This is a genomic window from Pseudomonas sp. PDM10 (genome assembly GCF_014852295.1).
Classification (GTDB): domain Bacteria; phylum Pseudomonadota; class Gammaproteobacteria; order Pseudomonadales; family Pseudomonadaceae; genus Aquipseudomonas.
Genome location: NZ_JACVBJ010000001.1, coordinates 462,222 through 476,905 on the forward strand (window position 1 = coordinate 462,222; position 14,684 = coordinate 476,905).

At 60.5% G+C, this 14,684-nt stretch carries 15 protein-coding genes; 10 read left to right on the forward strand and 5 right to left on the reverse strand.

Annotation, left to right across the window (positions count from 1 at the left end; all coding sequences use genetic code 11):
- Positions 1-21 precede the first annotated feature (21 nt).
- Entirely contained in the window at positions 22-1,188 is a 1,167-nt protein-coding gene (locus tag IB252_RS02165; protein ID WP_192406545.1) for an MFS transporter, read from the reverse strand.
- A gap of 26 nt (positions 1,189-1,214) precedes the next feature.
- Positions 1,215-1,517: an ArsR/SmtB family transcription factor gene (locus tag IB252_RS02170; protein ID WP_093225791.1), complete on the reverse strand. Its 303-nt coding sequence runs from the start codon at positions 1,515-1,517 to the stop codon at positions 1,215-1,217.
- Between the two features lie 171 nt (positions 1,518-1,688).
- On the opposite strand from IB252_RS02170, the gene IB252_RS02175 reads away from it, so the two are divergent.
- Positions 1,689-2,267, forward strand: a complete 579-nt coding sequence (locus tag IB252_RS02175; protein WP_192406547.1) for an ACP phosphodiesterase — start codon at positions 1,689-1,691, stop codon at positions 2,265-2,267.
- A gap of 108 nt (positions 2,268-2,375) precedes the next feature.
- Here IB252_RS02175 and IB252_RS02180 read toward each other — a convergent pair whose 3' ends face one another.
- Positions 2,376-3,167, reverse strand: coding sequence for a lysophospholipid acyltransferase family protein (locus IB252_RS02180; protein ID WP_111450911.1), 792 nt, complete (start codon positions 3,165-3,167; stop codon positions 2,376-2,378).
- On the reverse strand, positions 3,167-3,922 hold the full coding sequence (olsB, locus tag IB252_RS02185) for an L-ornithine N(alpha)-acyltransferase (RefSeq protein WP_192406549.1): 756 nt from the start codon (positions 3,920-3,922) through the stop codon (positions 3,167-3,169). The genes IB252_RS02180 and olsB overlap by 1 nt, the downstream gene beginning before the upstream one ends.
- Before the next feature lie 155 nt (positions 3,923-4,077).
- Between olsB and IB252_RS02190 the strand changes: the two genes are divergently transcribed.
- The 5 genes from IB252_RS02190 to IB252_RS02210 all read left to right on the forward strand — a co-directional run bounded on the left by IB252_RS02190 (position 4,078) and on the right by IB252_RS02210 (position 8,413).
- On the forward strand, positions 4,078-4,965 hold the full coding sequence (locus tag IB252_RS02190; RefSeq protein WP_192406551.1) for an acyl-CoA dehydrogenase family protein: 888 nt from the start codon (positions 4,078-4,080) through the stop codon (positions 4,963-4,965).
- A 157-nt stretch (positions 4,966-5,122) separates the two neighbouring features.
- Positions 5,123-6,217, forward strand: a complete 1,095-nt coding sequence (locus IB252_RS02195; protein ID WP_192406553.1) for a serine hydrolase domain-containing protein — start codon at positions 5,123-5,125, stop codon at positions 6,215-6,217.
- Positions 6,214-6,543, forward strand: a complete 330-nt coding sequence (locus tag IB252_RS02200) for an amidase (protein WP_192406555.1) — start codon at positions 6,214-6,216, stop codon at positions 6,541-6,543. The genes IB252_RS02195 and IB252_RS02200 overlap by 4 nt, the downstream gene beginning before the upstream one ends.
- 120 nt (positions 6,544-6,663) lie before the next feature.
- The gene (locus IB252_RS02205; protein WP_111450907.1) at positions 6,664-7,254 is read left to right on the forward strand and encodes a YceI family protein; all 591 of its coding nucleotides are present in this window, start codon (positions 6,664-6,666) and stop codon (positions 7,252-7,254) included.
- A 1-nt stretch (position 7,255) separates the two neighbouring features.
- The gene (locus IB252_RS02210; RefSeq protein ID WP_192406557.1) at positions 7,256-8,413 is read left to right on the forward strand and encodes a phospholipase D-like domain-containing protein; all 1,158 of its coding nucleotides are present in this window, start codon (positions 7,256-7,258) and stop codon (positions 8,411-8,413) included.
- Positions 8,414-8,466: 53 nt separating this feature from the next.
- On the opposite strand, the gene bglX is transcribed toward IB252_RS02210, so the two are convergent.
- Positions 8,467-10,758, reverse strand: coding sequence for a beta-glucosidase BglX (gene bglX / locus IB252_RS02215; protein ID WP_111450905.1), 2,292 nt, complete (start codon positions 10,756-10,758; stop codon positions 8,467-8,469).
- A gap of 236 nt (positions 10,759-10,994) precedes the next feature.
- On the opposite strand from bglX, the gene IB252_RS02220 reads away from it, so the two are divergent.
- The 4 genes from IB252_RS02220 (at position 10,995) to IB252_RS02235 (ending at position 14,554) form a co-directional block, all read left to right on the forward strand.
- The gene (locus IB252_RS02220; protein ID WP_008152939.1) at positions 10,995-11,606 is read left to right on the forward strand and encodes a LemA family protein; all 612 of its coding nucleotides are present in this window, start codon (positions 10,995-10,997) and stop codon (positions 11,604-11,606) included.
- Positions 11,607-11,649: 43 nt separating this feature from the next.
- On the forward strand, positions 11,650-12,402 hold the full coding sequence (locus tag IB252_RS02225) for a TPM domain-containing protein (protein WP_192406559.1): 753 nt from the start codon (positions 11,650-11,652) through the stop codon (positions 12,400-12,402).
- A 33-nt stretch (positions 12,403-12,435) separates the two neighbouring features.
- Entirely contained in the window at positions 12,436-13,053 is a 618-nt protein-coding gene (locus IB252_RS02230) for a TPM domain-containing protein (RefSeq protein WP_192406561.1), read from the forward strand.
- A 286-nt stretch (positions 13,054-13,339) separates the two neighbouring features.
- On the forward strand, positions 13,340-14,554 hold the full coding sequence (locus IB252_RS02235) for a class I SAM-dependent methyltransferase (protein ID WP_134097733.1): 1,215 nt from the start codon (positions 13,340-13,342) through the stop codon (positions 14,552-14,554).
- Positions 14,555-14,684 lie beyond the last annotated feature (130 nt).

Genomic DNA, 14,684 nt, shown 5'->3' on the forward strand with positions numbered 1-14,684 from the left:
GAAATAGCTCTCTTGTAGAGATCAGTTGGTAGCAGGGGCCAGTTCGGGATTGCCGCTCTGACGGAAGGTAATCAGGGTCACCAGCAGGGCGAGTACCGCCAGTGCTGCTGCCGCGAGAGGAACGCTGGTCAGGCCGAAACCGTGGGCGATGACGCTGCCACCGACCCAGGCACCCAGTGCGTTGCCGATATTGAAAGCGCCGATGTTGAGGGTCGACACCAGGTTCGGTGCGGCTTTGCCGTAGGTCACCACGTTCACTTGCAGGGCGGGCACGGCGGCAAAGCACGCGGTGGCCCAGAGGAACAGGGTGATTTCGGTCGGAATCAGCGCAACGCTGGTCCAGTTCAGTACGGTCGAGATCACGGCCATCGAGATAAAGACGCCAATCAACGTGGCGGCCATGCCTTTGTCAGCCAGTTTGCCGCCGATGATGTTGCCGACCGTCAGGCCCAAGCCGATGAGCATCAGGGTCCAGGTCACGCCTTTGGGCGAGACGCCAGTGACATCGCCGAGCAGCGGGGCGACGTAGGTGAACAGGGTGAATACCGAAGCTGCGAACAACGCGGTCATGCTCAACGACAGCCAGATTCCGGCGCCTTTGAGGGCGCGCAGTTCGGCGCGCATGTCGAGTTTCTCTTCATCGCGCTTGGCCGGCAGGAAGCGGATCAGGCCGATCAACGCGATCACGCCAATCACGGTCACCGCCCAGAAGGTCGAACGCCAACCTGCTTCCTGGCCGAGCGCGGTGCCCAGCGGAACGCCGAGCACGTTGGCCAGGGTCAGGCCGGTGAACATCAAGGCCACGGCCGAAGCGCGCTTGTTCGCCGGAACCAGACCCGCTGCCACCACTGAGCCAATGCCGAAGAATGCACCGTGGCAGAGGGCGGTGACCACACGGGCAAACATCAGCACGTTGTAGTCGGTGGCCATTGCACAGAGCAGGTTGCCGACGATGAAGATGCCCATCAACACTACCAGCGCAGCCTTGCGCGGCAATCTGGAGGTGGCCAGTGCCATGAACGGCGCACCGATGGCCACGCCCAGGGCGTAACCGGTCACCAGCCAGCCGGCACCGGGAATCGACACACCGAGGTCGGCCGCCACATCGGGCAGCAAGCCCATGATGACGAACTCGGTGGTACCGATGGCGAAGGCGCTCAAGGCCAGAATGAGTAGCGAGAGGGGCATTGTTGCTTCCTTGTCGGCTTTAAGGGTCAGAGCTCTTTGCTGAAGGTCTTGAGGAATTCCTGAATGGTTTCCTCATTGCGTTTGAAAAAATGCCACTGGCCGACTTTGCGGCTGCTGATCAGGCCGGCGCGTTGCAGGGTTGCCAGGTGTGCAGACACCGTGGACTGCGACAAACCGCAACGTTGATCGATCTGCCCGGCGCAGACACCGTGCTCGTTGCTGTGAGACTGATCGGGGAATTCGACGGTCGGGTCTTTGAGCCAGTGCAGGATTTCTCGCCGTACTGGGTGTGCCAGGGCTTTTATTATTTCGTCGAGATTGAGGGTCATGGTGTTGGGCTCGTGATGAGTAAAACGCTATATCGCGATGAGGCGAACTTTAAATCGGTAATTCGCGATATACAAATATGATTTTGGTCTGACGACCGCATAATTCGGTATATCGAGTTATAACGATATGTTGAGTGTAACGATACCAAGGCGCAGTGCTAAGCTGCGCCCATGAACTATCTCGCACATCTGCACCTCGGTGGCCAGCGCCCCGGTCAATTGCTCGGCAGTCTGTATGGCGATTTCGTCAAAGGGCGGCTGCAAGGGCAGTTCGATCCGGAAATCGAAGCGGCCATCCAGCTGCATCGCAGCATCGATGTCTTTACCGACCGCCATCCGTTGGTGGACGTTTCGTTGTCACGGTTTTCCCTGACCCGCAGGCGTTATGCCGGGATCGTGCTTGACGTGTTTTTCGATCATTGCCTGGCCCGGGACTGGACGCTGTACGCCGACCAGCCGCTGGAGCAATTCACTTCGGGTGTGTACCGGGTGCTGTCCGCCGAGGCGCAATTGCCGGAACGCCTGGCGCAGATCGCGCCGCATATGGTGGCCAATGACTGGTTGGGTTCCTATCAAGAATTTGCGGTGTTGGAGCAGGTGCTGCGGGGGATTTCACGGAGGCTGACGCGACCGGAGGAGCTGGCCGCAGCGATGCAGGAATTGCGGGTGTTGTATGAACCGTTGAGCGATGACTTTCGGTTGTTCTATCCGCAGCTTCAGGATTTCGTCAAAAGCTATCCAACAACATAAACCCCCTGTGGGAGCGAGCCTGCTCGCGATTGCGGTGTGTCAGTCGACATCGATGTTGAATGACCGACCGCAATCGCGAGCAGGCTCGCTCCCACAGGGGATGTGTGTTTAAGCAGCGATGGCGGGGCGCATTGGCGCTTGCTGTTTTTCCGGAATCGCCCCAAACAACGCCTTCTGCACCGCCTGCTGTGCCTCGAACGCCAGTGCCGCACGCTCGCGACCTTCACACGCGATCGGCTTGAGCAAATGAATCTCCACGTCCCCCCGATCATTTGCAAACAAGCGCATCAAGTGCGAGAGCAAATCATCATCGCCAATGAACGGCGCCAGCGAATCGAGCTTCCCGTCGCGCAGATAACGAATCGCCACCGGCTGCAACTTCACTTCGGAGTCGATTGCCGCAGACAGCAATCGACCGTGGAAAGTACGCAACGAGCGGCCATCGGTGGTGGTGCCTTCCGGGAACATCAGCAGCGGATGTTCCTGCTCCAGATGACGGGTCATCTGTTTGCGGATCAACTGGCTGTCGCCCGACCCTCGACGGATAAACAGGCTGCCAGCCTTGGCCGCCAACCAGCCCGCCACCGGCCAGGTGCGCACTTCGGCCTTGGACAGGAATGACAGCGGCGTGAGCATGCCCAGCAGCGGAATGTCGGTCCAGGACACATGATTGCTGACCCAGAGCATCGGCGCCTTCGGCAATTCACCGTGCACGGTCACGCGAAAGGGCAGGGCATTGCTCAGGCGTGCCATGAAAAATCGCGACCAGCGCTGGCGACGGACCATCGAATGAGCAATCCCCAGGCGTTCGAACAACCCGAATACACCGGCCATGCTCAAACCCAGCGCCACCACCACTAACACTCGCGCAATCCGCGCGTACACCCGTAACCGACTCATCACACGGCCGCCTTGAAGTGTTTGGCATAACGCGGGCAGAGCTCGTCGCGCTTGAGCAGGATGAACACGTCGGCGACCTGGAAATCTTCGTCCCAGCACGGCTCGCCGCAGATCTTCGCGCCAAGGCGCATGTAGGCCTTGAGCAGCGGTGGCATTTCGGCGATGACGTTGGACGGGATGTCGAGGCTCGGCAGCGGTTTTTTCGGTTCGGCCCGCAGGTGTTCAGTGCACAGGTAACGTTCGCGCAAGCGCTGCATGATCGCGTGGGCTTGAATGCCGCCGTCCTGCATCGGGATGCTCGCGCAACCCATCAAATAGCTGTAGCCGCCCTGGTTCAGCACTTCGGCCAGCTCGCCCCAGAGTACGGCGATGGTGCCGCCATTACGGTAGGCCGGGTCGACGCAAGTGCGGCCGATTTCCAGGATCGGGCCTTTGAGATGGATCAGGCCGTGCAGGCTGAATTCTTCTTCGCTGTAGAACTTGCCCAGGCTGCTGGCGGCGGTGTGGTCGAGCAAACGGGTAGTCGCCACCAGTCGCCCGGTGTTCAAGTCACGTACGCCGATGTGGGCGCAGTGAACATCATAGTCATCCATGTCCAGACCCAGCTCCGCGCCTTTGAGCTTGGCGTTGAATTCGCCGCTGAACACGTTGAAGCGCAGGGCCTGGGCTTCCTGCAAGGCCTCGGCGCCCACCAGGCGTTCGGCTTGCAGGCGGCGTTCATTGCCGGTGTCGCTGATGCGGGCGATCTGAGTCATTGCGAATCTCCGTACGGGCCGGTCACCCGTCTTGGGTTGCAGCCGATCGACTTTCTTTATGCAGCCGTGTTGTGCAAAGTCAGGCTATGTAGCCCCGGTGTCATCGCCATGAAGCTTTGGTGATGCTTATATGACAGCCTTTGAGGAGCCTCCTTATGCTCTGGCAAAACCTGCTGCGCCGCTGTGAACGTCTGCCCACCAACCCGGACCTGAGCGAGGGTTTCGCGACCTTGTTGCACCAGTTGGGCAACGTCACGCCGTTCGAACTGGCGGTGGCCGGCGGGCGTTTGATGTCAACGCCGGGGCTGGCGTTTCTGGTGGGCTATCAGGCGGCGTTGCGCATGCTCTGGCCGAGCGCGCCGCTGAGCCTCGGCGCGTTGTGCGCGACCGAACAGCGCAGCCTGCGGGTGGCGGACATGCAGACCCGTCTGCACGATTTGCGCCTGAGCGGGCGCAAGGATTTTGTCACCGCAGGCGATGCCGCCGATTGGCTGCTGATCGCTGCTCGCAGTGAAGCCCCCGACGAAAAACCGCGCCTGAGTCTGGCGGTGGTTTATCCCGGTGAACCGGGTGTGCGTCTGGAGAAGCTACCGGCGATCCCGTTGATGCCAGACATCAGCCATGGTCGGCTGTTTCTCGATAACGCTCAGTGCGAACTGTTGGCGGGGGATGGCTGGGAGGCCTACATCAAACCGTTTCGCACCCTTGAAGACATTTACGTTCTGAGCGCCATGACCGCCTGGCTGTACGGCATCGGTCAGGACAGCGACTGGCCGCAAGCCTTGCAACTGCGTTTGCTGGCGCTGCTGGCCGGGTGCGCGGAAGTCAGCCGGCAGGCGCCGAATAATCCGTCTGGGCATGTGTTGCTCGGTGGCTTGTTTGCGCAGTTCGATGGGCTCAAGGCTGAGGTGACTCAGGCACTGGCCGATGGCCCGCCGCAGTGGGCGGCGATGTGGCAGCGTGATCAGGGCGTGATGGATTTTGCGGCAGGTGCGCGGGGGAAGCGGTTGGCCAAGGCACTCGCGGGATCTTCGCTGGATTGACGGGCCCCATCGCGAGCAGGCTCGCTCCCACAAGGGGAATGCATTTCAAATGTGGGAGCGAGCCTGCTCGCGATGGCGGCCGCATTGATAACACCAATCCCGGAACTGTCATCAACCTCTACTAGGCTCAGCAGGCCAATCCCTCCGAGCCCCCACCATGTTCAAAGGCTTGTCCCTGATCTTTATGCTCCTGCTCAGCCTCACGGCCCACGCCGAATACTGGCCTGCCGAGCAATGGCCAACCGGTCCGACAGTCAGCGGACCGGCGCTTCAAGCGCTGGAAACTTACGCCTTCCCACCCCGTGATGAGGCCACCCGAAAAGGCATCCGCACCGACGCCTTGCTGGTGATCCGCGACGGTCAACTGATCTACGAACGCTACGCTGGCCCGACCACCGCCGACACCCCGCACCTGACCTGGTCCATCAGCAAAAGCCTGATGGCCACGGTCCTCGGCGTGGCCTATGGCGAAGGGCTGTTCAAGCTCCGGGACCCGGTGCAGACATTTTATCCGCCGCTGGAAAAACACCCGACGATGACCATGGCCGACCTGCTGCATTGGGCCTCGGGTCTGGATTGGCAGGAAGACTATGAATACGCGCCGTTGAAATCCTCGGTGGTCGCGATGCTCTACACCCGTGGCCACCCGAACATGGCCGCGTTCACCGCCGATCACGGTGAATACGCCAAACCCGGTCAGGCATTCCGTTACTCCAGCGGTGACAGCAATTTGTTATCCGCTGCGCTGAAAACCATCGTCGGTCCGACCCGCTATCCGGACTATCCATGGACGGCTCTGTTCGAGCCCTTGGGGATTCGTCACGCTGTCTGGGAAACCGACGCCACGGGGACATTCGTCGCTTCGTCCTACGCCTACCTCACCGCCCGAGACCTTGCGCGAGTTGGTCTGCTGATGGCCCGCGACGGCCGTTGGGGCGAGCAACAATTGCTACCCAAGGACTGGGTCACGTTCAACCGTGAACCTTTCGCCCATTATCAAGCCAATCAGGACGACGCCGTGCCCGGCGGCCATTGGTGGCTTAACCGCGAAGTGGAAGGCGCCGCAAAACCATGGCCCGATGCACCTGCCGACACCTTCGCCGCGCTGGGTCATTGGGGGCAGGCGATGTACGTGATTCCCAGCGAACACCTGGTGATCGTGCGCTACGGCGATGACCGCGACGGCAGCTACCGGCACAACGAATTGCTCAAGCTCGCGCTCCAGGCATTTGCCGCGAAGGTGCTGCCATGAAACGTCGCAGCTTCGTTCGTCGCCGACCGCTCGGCACGCTGTTGTTGATCCTGTCGATCGCCTTGCTCGGCTGGATCTGGCAAGAGCGCGTGGCGCTGTGGGCCTTCCCGGAGATCATCAGCGGCTATACCGCCAAGGAATATTGTTCGTGCCGTTACGTGATGAACAACCCGGCCGAGTACTGCCACAGCTATGTGAAGCAGTGGCTGCCGACCAGCGGCTTTACTGATCACCCCGCCAGCAAGCGCGTCACCGTCAGCGGCATGGGCCGCAACAACAGCGCGCAATGGATCAGCGAACGCCAAGGTTGCCGTCTGTCGCCCTGACTTCGGCGAGTTGGGCTTTTGTAGGGAATGTGTTTGACCCAAGATCCGTGGCATTAGAGTTTGCAACCTGCCTCAGGCCAGTTAAGGTTCAGCTCACGTTTATCTGCCCCACGAGTCTCTATGTTCAACCGCGTCCTCTGCAAAACCCTCGCCTTTCTGCTGCTGGCCAGCGCCACGCTGTCGGCCCACGCCGATTGGTATCTGGATGGCGAGTCCTCGCGGCTGTCGTTCATCAGCACCAAAAACACCAGTATCTCCGAGGTGCAGCGCTTTCTGGTGCTGCACGGCAAGGTCGATCCCAAAGGCCTGGCCGAGGTGGAAGTCGAGCTGGACTCGGTCAACAGTGGCATCCCGCTGCGCGATGAACGCATGCGCAAGGACCTGTTTGAAATCCAGACTTTCCCCCAAGCGCTGATCACCACGCAGATCGATCTGCGGCCGATCAACGATCTGGCGCCCGGCGCGCAACTTGAATTGCGCCTGCCGCTGACCGTCAACCTGCATGGCAAACAACACGAATACAACGCCGAACTGCTGGCGACTCGTCTCGATGACCGGCGCTTCCAGGTGGTGACCCTCGAACCGCTGATCATCAATGCCGCGGATTTCGATCTGGCCCCCGGTCTGGAAAGTTTGCGCAAGGTCGCCGGTTTGTCGGCCATCAGTCTGTCGGTGCCGGTGGGTGCGGTACTGATTTTCACGGCGCGCTGACATGGCCGGCGCAATTTTCCCCTGGCGTGAAGGCAACCGTTTTGAACTGTTGATCGACGGTCCGCAGTTTTTTCCACGGATGTTGGTCGCGATTGCCCGCGCCGAAGAGCAGGTCGAACTGGAGCTGTATCTGGTGGAGGCGGGTGCCTGTGCCGAGGCGATGGTTCAGGCGTTGGTCCAGGCAGCCGAACGTGGCGTGCGCGTGCGCTGCCTGTTCGATGATTATGGCAGCCTCGCGTTCACCCTGACCTTGCGCCGTCGATTGATGGCGGCGGGCGTGGAACTGCGTTTCTACAATCGCCTGAGCTGGCGGCGCTGGGTGGGTAACTTCTACCGCGATCACCGTAAGTTGTTGCTGGTCGATCAGAGCATGGCCGTGGTGGGCGGCACCGGGGTGACCGATGAATTCTGGACGCCGGGCGAAGACACCAGCGAATGGCACGAAGTGATGGTGGAAATCACCGGCCCCTTGGTCATCGACTGGCAGTTGCTGTTCGACCGTCAATGGATTGCCAACCGCCATCGGCGCGCCTGGAAACCTGCTTCGCATTTCGGCCTGCCGCGTCTGCCACGCGTGCCATCGATGGGCGAGGGCATGGGCCGGGTCGCCTATGCCGACGCCCGCCAGCACCGGGACATCCTGCAATCGTTGACTCGCGCACTGAACAGTGGCCAGCAACGAATCTGGCTGGCGACGCCGTATTTCCTGCCGACCTGGAAAGTCCGCCGCTCACTGCGCCGGGCAGCGGGCCGCGGTGTTGACGTGCGTCTGCTGCTGACCGGGCCACGCACCGATCACCCGTCGGTGCGCTACGCCGGGCATCGCTACTACCCGCGATTGCTCAAGGCCGGGGTGGCGATCTTCGAATACCAGCCGTGTTTCCTGCACTTGAAAATGGTCCTGATCGACGACTGGGTGAGCATCGGCTCGTGCAATTTCGATCACTGGAACTTGCGCTTCAACCTGGAAGCCAACCTTGAGGCGCTGGATCCGGGGCTGACGCGTGCGGTGGCGGCAAGTTTCGAGAGGGACTTTGCGCAGAGCCAGGAAGTCAGCCTGGAAGCATGGCAACGCCGGCCGCTGTGGCGGCGGGTGAAGCAAAGGATTTGGGGATGGGTGGATCGGCTGGTGGTGAATCTGCTGGATCGACGGGGGTAGGGGCGAGGATCGTTCCCACGCGGAGCGTGGGAACGATCAGTCCGCGCGGGGGGTTACAGCAATTCGAAGCTCTGCTGCGTCACGTCCTGAGAATCCAGGCCGATCTCCACATTGAACTTGCCCGGTTCTGCCGCGTACTTGAGCTGGGTGTTGTAGAACTTCAGGTCATCCTCGGTGATGGTGAAGTGCACGACTTTCTGTTCGCCGGCCTTGAGCGTGATTTTCTGGAAGTTCTTCAGTTCCTTGAGCGGGCGGATCATCGAACCAGTCACGTCCTGGATGTACAACTGCACCACGGTTTCGCCGTCACGCTTGCCGGTGTTTTTCACCATGACGCTGGCGTCGAGCTTGCCGGTTTTGTTCAGTGTGGTCGACGACAGCGCCATGTCGCTCAGGCTGAAATCGGTGTAGCTCAGACCGAAGCCGAACGGGAACAGAGGACCTGTGGTGTCATCGAAATACTGCGAGGTGTAGTTGCCCGGTTTGCCCGGCGTGAACGGCCGGCCAATGCTCAGGTGGTTGTAGTAGGTCGGAATCTGGCCTACCGAACGCGGGAAGGTGATCGGCAATTTGCCCGACGGGTTGTAGTCGCCGAACAGTACGTCGGCGATGGCGTTGCCGCCTTCGGTACCGGTGAACCAGGTTTCCAGGATCGCGTCGGCCTGTTCCTTCTCTTCGAGAATCGTCAGCGGACGGCCGTTCATCAATACCAGCACCAGCGGTTTGCCGGTGGCCTTCAGGGCCTTGATCAAATCGCGCTGGTTGGCCGGGATGTTCAGGTCGGTGCGGCTCGACGATTCGTGGGACATGCCACGGGACTCGCCCACTGCTGCCACCACCACATCGGCATCCTTGGCGGCTTTCACCGCTTCGTCGATCAGCACTTGGGCCGAGCGCGGATCGTCCACCACTTCCGGTGCGTCGAAGTTGAGGAAGTTCAGGTAATCCAGGACCTTCTTGTCGCTGGTGATGTTGGCGCCACGGGCGTAGATCAGCGTCGATTGCGCGCCCAGTGCCGTGGTCATGCCGTCGAACAGGGTCACCGATTGCGCGGGCTTACCGGCGGCGGCCCAGCTGCCCATCATGTCGATCGGTGCCTTGGCCAGCGGGCCGACCAGGGCGATTTTCGCGGTTTTCTTCAGCGGCAGGGTTTCGCCCTGGTTCTTCAGCAACACCATGCTGCGACGCGCGACATCACGGGCCTCGGCGCGGTGCAAGCGGCTTTCGGCGTACGTGTCGGCCGGATCATCCTCAGCCTTGCCGATGCGCAGGTACGGGTCCTTGAACAGGCCCATGTCGTACTTGGCGGCGAGCACTTCACGCACGGCGTTGTCGATGTCGCTTTGCTGGATCTCACCCGCCTTCAACAGCCCCGGCAGCTCTTTGCCGTAGAGGGTGTCGTTCATGCTCATGTCGATGCCAGCCTTGATCGCCAGCTTCGCGGCTTCGCGACCGTCACGGGCAACGCCGTGTTTGATTAACTCGAAAATCGCCCCGTGGTCGCTGACGGCCAGGCCTTTGAAGCCCCATTGCTTGCGCAACAGGTCGTTCATCAGCCAGGTGTTGGCGGTGGCCGGCACGCCGTTGATCGAGTTCAGCGCGACCATTACCCCGCCAGCACCGGCGTCGATAGCCGCACGGTACGGTGGCAGGTAGTCCTGGAACATCTTGACCGGGCTCATGTCGACGACGTTGTAGTCGCGACCGCCCTCGACCGCGCCATACAGGGCAAAGTGCTTGACGCTGGCCATGATGCTGTCGGCCGCGTTCGCGCCCGTGCCCTGGAAGGCTTTGACCATGACGCCGGCAATGCGCGACACCAGGTACGTGTCTTCACCGAAGCCTTCGGAAGTCCGGCCCCAGCGCGGGTCGCGGGAGATGTCGACCATCGGCGCGAAGGTGATGTCGAGGCTGTCCGCCGCGGCTTCCTTGGCGGCGATGCGCCCGGACAGGCCGATGGCGTCCATGTCCCAACTCGAGGCCAGGGCTATCGGAATCGGGAAAATGGTGCGGTGGCCGTGGATCACGTCATAGGCGAAGAACATCGGGATCTTCAGCCGGCTGCGCATGGCCGCGTCCTGCATCGGACGGTTTTCCGGACGGGTGATCGAGTTGAACGTGCCACCGATATTGCCGGCAGCGATTTCCTTGCGGATCAGCTCTCGAGGCATTTCCGGGCCGATGCTGATCAGGCGCAACTGGCCGATCTTTTCATCGAGGGTCATTTGCTTCATCAGGTTGCTGATGAACGCGTCCTTGTTTTCCAGAGGAGCGGGCGTCGTGGCGGCCAATACGTTATGACTGGCCAGGCTGACGAACAGGCCCAGCAAACACAGCTTCTTCATGAATAGTTTTCTCAAAAGCCTAAACGGCAGTGAATACGCGCCGGTCAGCCAAAATTTAGGGAGCGACTATTGTTGTTCAGGTAAATGCAGCACACTTCCGCGTGTTTTCGCGCTGGGGCATCTTTTAGCCCATTGGCTCGATGCAATCCAGTGGCGGCGGCAGATTATGCCCCAAGAGCCGGGTTCAAAGTTCGAAGGTTGTTTTTCAACGGAATGTGCAAGGGAGCATTAACCAGATGAACGTACGACACCACTATCGGTCGAGCCTGCAAGTTGCAGCCTTGATGTTGCTGACCACACTGCTGGCCGGCTGCGGCATCAATACGATTCCGACCCTCGACGAACAGGCCAAGGCTGCCTGGGGCCAGGTGCAGAACCAGTACCAGCGCCGCGCCGACCTGATTCCCAACCTGGTGGAAACCGTCAAGGGCTACGCCAAGCACGAAGAAGAAACCCTGACCGCCGTGATTGAAGCCCGGGCCAAGGCCACTTCGATCCAGGTCGATGCCAAAACCCTGGATAACCCGGAAAAACTCAAACAGTTCCAGCAGGCCCAGGATCAGCTGACCGGTGCCTTGAGCCGTTTGATGGTGGTGTCCGAGCGTTACCCGGACCTCAAGGCCAACCAGAACTTCCTGGCGTTGCAATCGCAACTTGAAGGCACCGAGAACCGCATTGCCGTGGCGCGCCGGGACTTCATCCTCGCCGTGCAGAAATACAACACGGAACTGCGGACCTTCCCCGGTCGCCTGTGGCACTCGGTGATGTACAGCGATTTGCCAATCCGCGAAACTTTCGAGGCCACCAGCCCCGATGCGGAAAAAGCGCCTCAAGTGAAGTTCCAGTAAGCGCCGGTATGGGCTTGAAGCGTCACCAAGGATGAGGTTGCCAATGCGTGCGTTGAAAGTTGGCCTGGTGCTGTTGCTCTGGGTGTTTGCCCTGACGGCCCAGGCTGCGTTGAAGTTTCCGGAACTGACCGGGCGGGTGGTCGATAACGCCCAGATGATCGAGCCTGCGGTGCGTGAGCAGCTGACGCAACAGCTTCAGGCCCATGAAAAAGCCACCGGTGAGCAGCTGGTGGTGGTCACGCTGCCGGATTTGCAGGGTACCGACATTGCGGACTTCGGTTATCAACTGGGGCGCTACTGGGGTATTGGCCAGAAGGACAAGAACAACGGTGCATTGCTGATCGTCGCGCGCGATGATCGCAAACTGCGGATTGAAGTCGGTTATGGCCTGGAAGATCGGCTGACCGATGCGCAGAGCTCGGTGATCATCAATCAGGTGATCACCCCGGCGTTCAAGACCGGTAACTTCAGCAAGGGCATCAGCGACGGGGTCGCGGCGATGCTCGTGGTGCTGGGCGGCAATCCACTGGATGAGCCGTCCACGGTGTATGACTCCGGCGGCAATCAGGAAAGCGACTTCGTCTCACGGCATCCGGGGATCTTCGTGTTTCTGGTGATGCTGTTCATCCTGACGGTATTTGTCTGCCAGATGCTCGGGATCCTGCCCAGCGGCGGCGGTCGAGGCGGTTCTAGCGGCGGATTCGGCGGTGGAGGTTTTGGTGGTGGCGGTGGAGGCGGGGGCTTCAGCGGCGGCGGGGGCAGTTTCGGGGGAGGCGGTTCCTCGGGCGGCTGGTGATCACACAACAATAGCGAGTGGGCATTCTTAAACATGGCATTACTGACTGAACACGAACAACGCAAAGTTGCCGAGGCGATTGCCCGGGTCGAGCGCGACACCGACGCCGAACTGGTGACCGTGCTCGCGGCCCGCGCCGACGACTATGCATACATCCCGCTGCTCTGGGCCAGCCTGCTGGCGCTGGTCGTGCCGGGTATCGTGCATTACCTCACGGGCTGGCTGACCCTTCACAGTTTGCTGCTGGTGCAATGGATCAGTTTCATCGTGCTGTGCCTGGTGTTCAGGATTCCAAAAGTCACCACTCACCTGGTCCCGCGCTCGGTGCGTCACTGGCGCGCCTCGAACCTGGCGCGCCGGCAGTTTCTGGAGCAGAACCTGCACCACACAGTGGGCGGCACCGGGATGCTGATTTTTGTCTGCGAGGCTGAACGCTATGTGGAAATTCTGGTGGATGAAGGGATTTCCAAACGGCTGGACAACAAGATCTGGGAGGGAATTGTTGCGGCGTTCACTCAGCAGGTGAAGCAGGGGCAGACGTTGCAGGGATTTGTCACCTGCGTCGAGGCGTGTGGCGAGTTGCTCAAGGTGCATGTGCCGGTGACGCATGTGAGGAATGAGTTGCCGAATCGGTTGGTGGTGTTGGGCTGATTTCACACTCCGGATCTGACACACCTTCTGTGGTGAGAGGGCTTTTGTGGCGAGGGGACTTGTCCCCGTTGGGTCGCGAAGCGGCCCCATTCGATTCATCGGTTAGACCGAGTTCTCAGGTTTTACGACTGCTTCGCAGCCGAACGGGGACAAGTCCCCTCGCCACAGGGGACTCGACTTGCCTCGCGATTCGCACCGTTCGGTAAATAACTGCGTGTCCCGAACGGCCATCCCCCCTAAAATACCCGCCATTCCCCGATCCGCACCGCCCGAGGCCGTTTTTCCCATGTCTGTCACCGCCACTCCCGCCAGCCTCGCGCCGGATCACCACGCCCAGTTCATCGACCTGCTGCAATCCAGCCTCGACGATAACGCCTTCATCAAACTGGTGCTGGCCAAGTACGTCGGCACTGAAGTGGACTTGCAGCGGCTGATCATCAAGCAGCTGACGGTCAAGGATCAGCCCTGCCTGTCCTTCGTCTACCGCTACAAAACCCGCGACATCACCAAGAATTTGCCGATTGCCGAGGGCGTAGCGACCATCGCCGCACTCTTGCCGGCATCGTTCAAAAATGCGCATTTGCTGTCGTTGACGGATGAAGCTCAGCTGGAATACAGCAAAAAGGGCAAGTCTTCGCTGTTCAAGAGCAAACCTCAGCAATTGCGTGAAGTGCCGTCCGCTGAGCATAACCGCGAGAAGAACCGCTTTCTCGACCTGAGCCGGCCGTTCCTCGCCGACCTTGGTGTGACGAACAGCAAGCACGAGCTGATCCCGGCGATGTCGCGCAAGTGGAAGCAGATCAACAAGTTCATCGAAGTCTTCAGCCATGCGCTGACCACCTCACCGCTGGCGCTGGACAAGCCGGTTCAGGTGGCGGATTTCGGCTCGGGCAAGGGTTACCTGACGTTCGCGATCCATGACTATCTGCGCAACACCTTGAAGGCCGAAGGCGTGGTGACCGGCGTCGAGTTGCGCGAAGAGATGGTGGATTTGTGCAACGCCGCGGCCGCAAAGCTCGAGCATCCAGGGCTGGTGTTCAAGTGCGGTGACGTACGCAGCGTGGCGCCGAGCGAGCTGGACGTGATGATCGCGCTGCATGCCTGCGACATCGCCACCGACTACGCGATCCACACCGGCATCCGTTCCGGCGCCTCGATCATCATGTGCTCGCCGTGCTGCCACAAGCAGATCCGCCTGCAGATCCAGAGCCCGGCGCTGCTCAAGCCAATGCTGCAATACGGTCTGCATTTGGGCCAGCAAGCGGAAATGGTCACCGACAGTTTGCGCGCGTTGTTCCTGGAAGCCTGCGGTTACGAGACCAAGGTGTTCGAGTTCATCTCACTGGACCACACCAACAAGAACAAAATGATCCTGGCGGTCAAACGTGCCGAGCCGGTTGATCCGGCCCAGCTGTTGGTGAAGATTCAGGAATTGAAGGATTTCTACCACATCAGCGAACATTGCCTGGAAACCCTGCTGCGGGCTGACGGCTACCTCTGATCACAATCCCTGTAGGAGCATAGCTTGCTCGCGATAGCGATTTCAAAGACGCCATCGTCTGTAGGAGCACAGCTTGCTCGCGATAGCGATCTTGAGGACGCCATCGCGAGCAAGCTTTGCTCCTACGGGG

Coding starts and splice junctions, on each gene's coding strand:
- IB252_RS02165 (WP_192406545.1), bottom strand. CDS start 1,188: ATGCCCCTCTCGCTACTCATTCTGGCCTTGAGCGCCTTCGCCATCGGT.
- IB252_RS02170 (WP_093225791.1), bottom strand. CDS start 1,517: ATGACCCTCAATCTCGACGAAATAATAAAAGCCCTGGCACACCCAGTA.
- IB252_RS02175 (WP_192406547.1), top strand. CDS start 1,689: ATGAACTATCTCGCACATCTGCACCTCGGTGGCCAGCGCCCCGGTCAA.
- IB252_RS02180 (WP_111450911.1), bottom strand. CDS start 3,167: ATGAGTCGGTTACGGGTGTACGCGCGGATTGCGCGAGTGTTAGTGGTG.
- olsB (WP_192406549.1), bottom strand. CDS start 3,922: ATGACTCAGATCGCCCGCATCAGCGACACCGGCAATGAACGCCGCCTG.
- IB252_RS02190 (WP_192406551.1), top strand. CDS start 4,078: ATGCTCTGGCAAAACCTGCTGCGCCGCTGTGAACGTCTGCCCACCAAC.
- IB252_RS02195 (WP_192406553.1), top strand. CDS start 5,123: ATGTTCAAAGGCTTGTCCCTGATCTTTATGCTCCTGCTCAGCCTCACG.
- IB252_RS02200 (WP_192406555.1), top strand. CDS start 6,214: ATGAAACGTCGCAGCTTCGTTCGTCGCCGACCGCTCGGCACGCTGTTG.
- IB252_RS02205 (WP_111450907.1), top strand. CDS start 6,664: ATGTTCAACCGCGTCCTCTGCAAAACCCTCGCCTTTCTGCTGCTGGCC.
- IB252_RS02210 (WP_192406557.1), top strand. CDS start 7,256: ATGGCCGGCGCAATTTTCCCCTGGCGTGAAGGCAACCGTTTTGAACTG.
- bglX (WP_111450905.1), bottom strand. CDS start 10,758: ATGAAGAAGCTGTGTTTGCTGGGCCTGTTCGTCAGCCTGGCCAGTCAT.
- IB252_RS02220 (WP_008152939.1), top strand. CDS start 10,995: ATGAACGTACGACACCACTATCGGTCGAGCCTGCAAGTTGCAGCCTTG.
- IB252_RS02225 (WP_192406559.1), top strand. CDS start 11,650: ATGCGTGCGTTGAAAGTTGGCCTGGTGCTGTTGCTCTGGGTGTTTGCC.
- IB252_RS02230 (WP_192406561.1), top strand. CDS start 12,436: ATGGCATTACTGACTGAACACGAACAACGCAAAGTTGCCGAGGCGATT.
- IB252_RS02235 (WP_134097733.1), top strand. CDS start 13,340: ATGTCTGTCACCGCCACTCCCGCCAGCCTCGCGCCGGATCACCACGCC.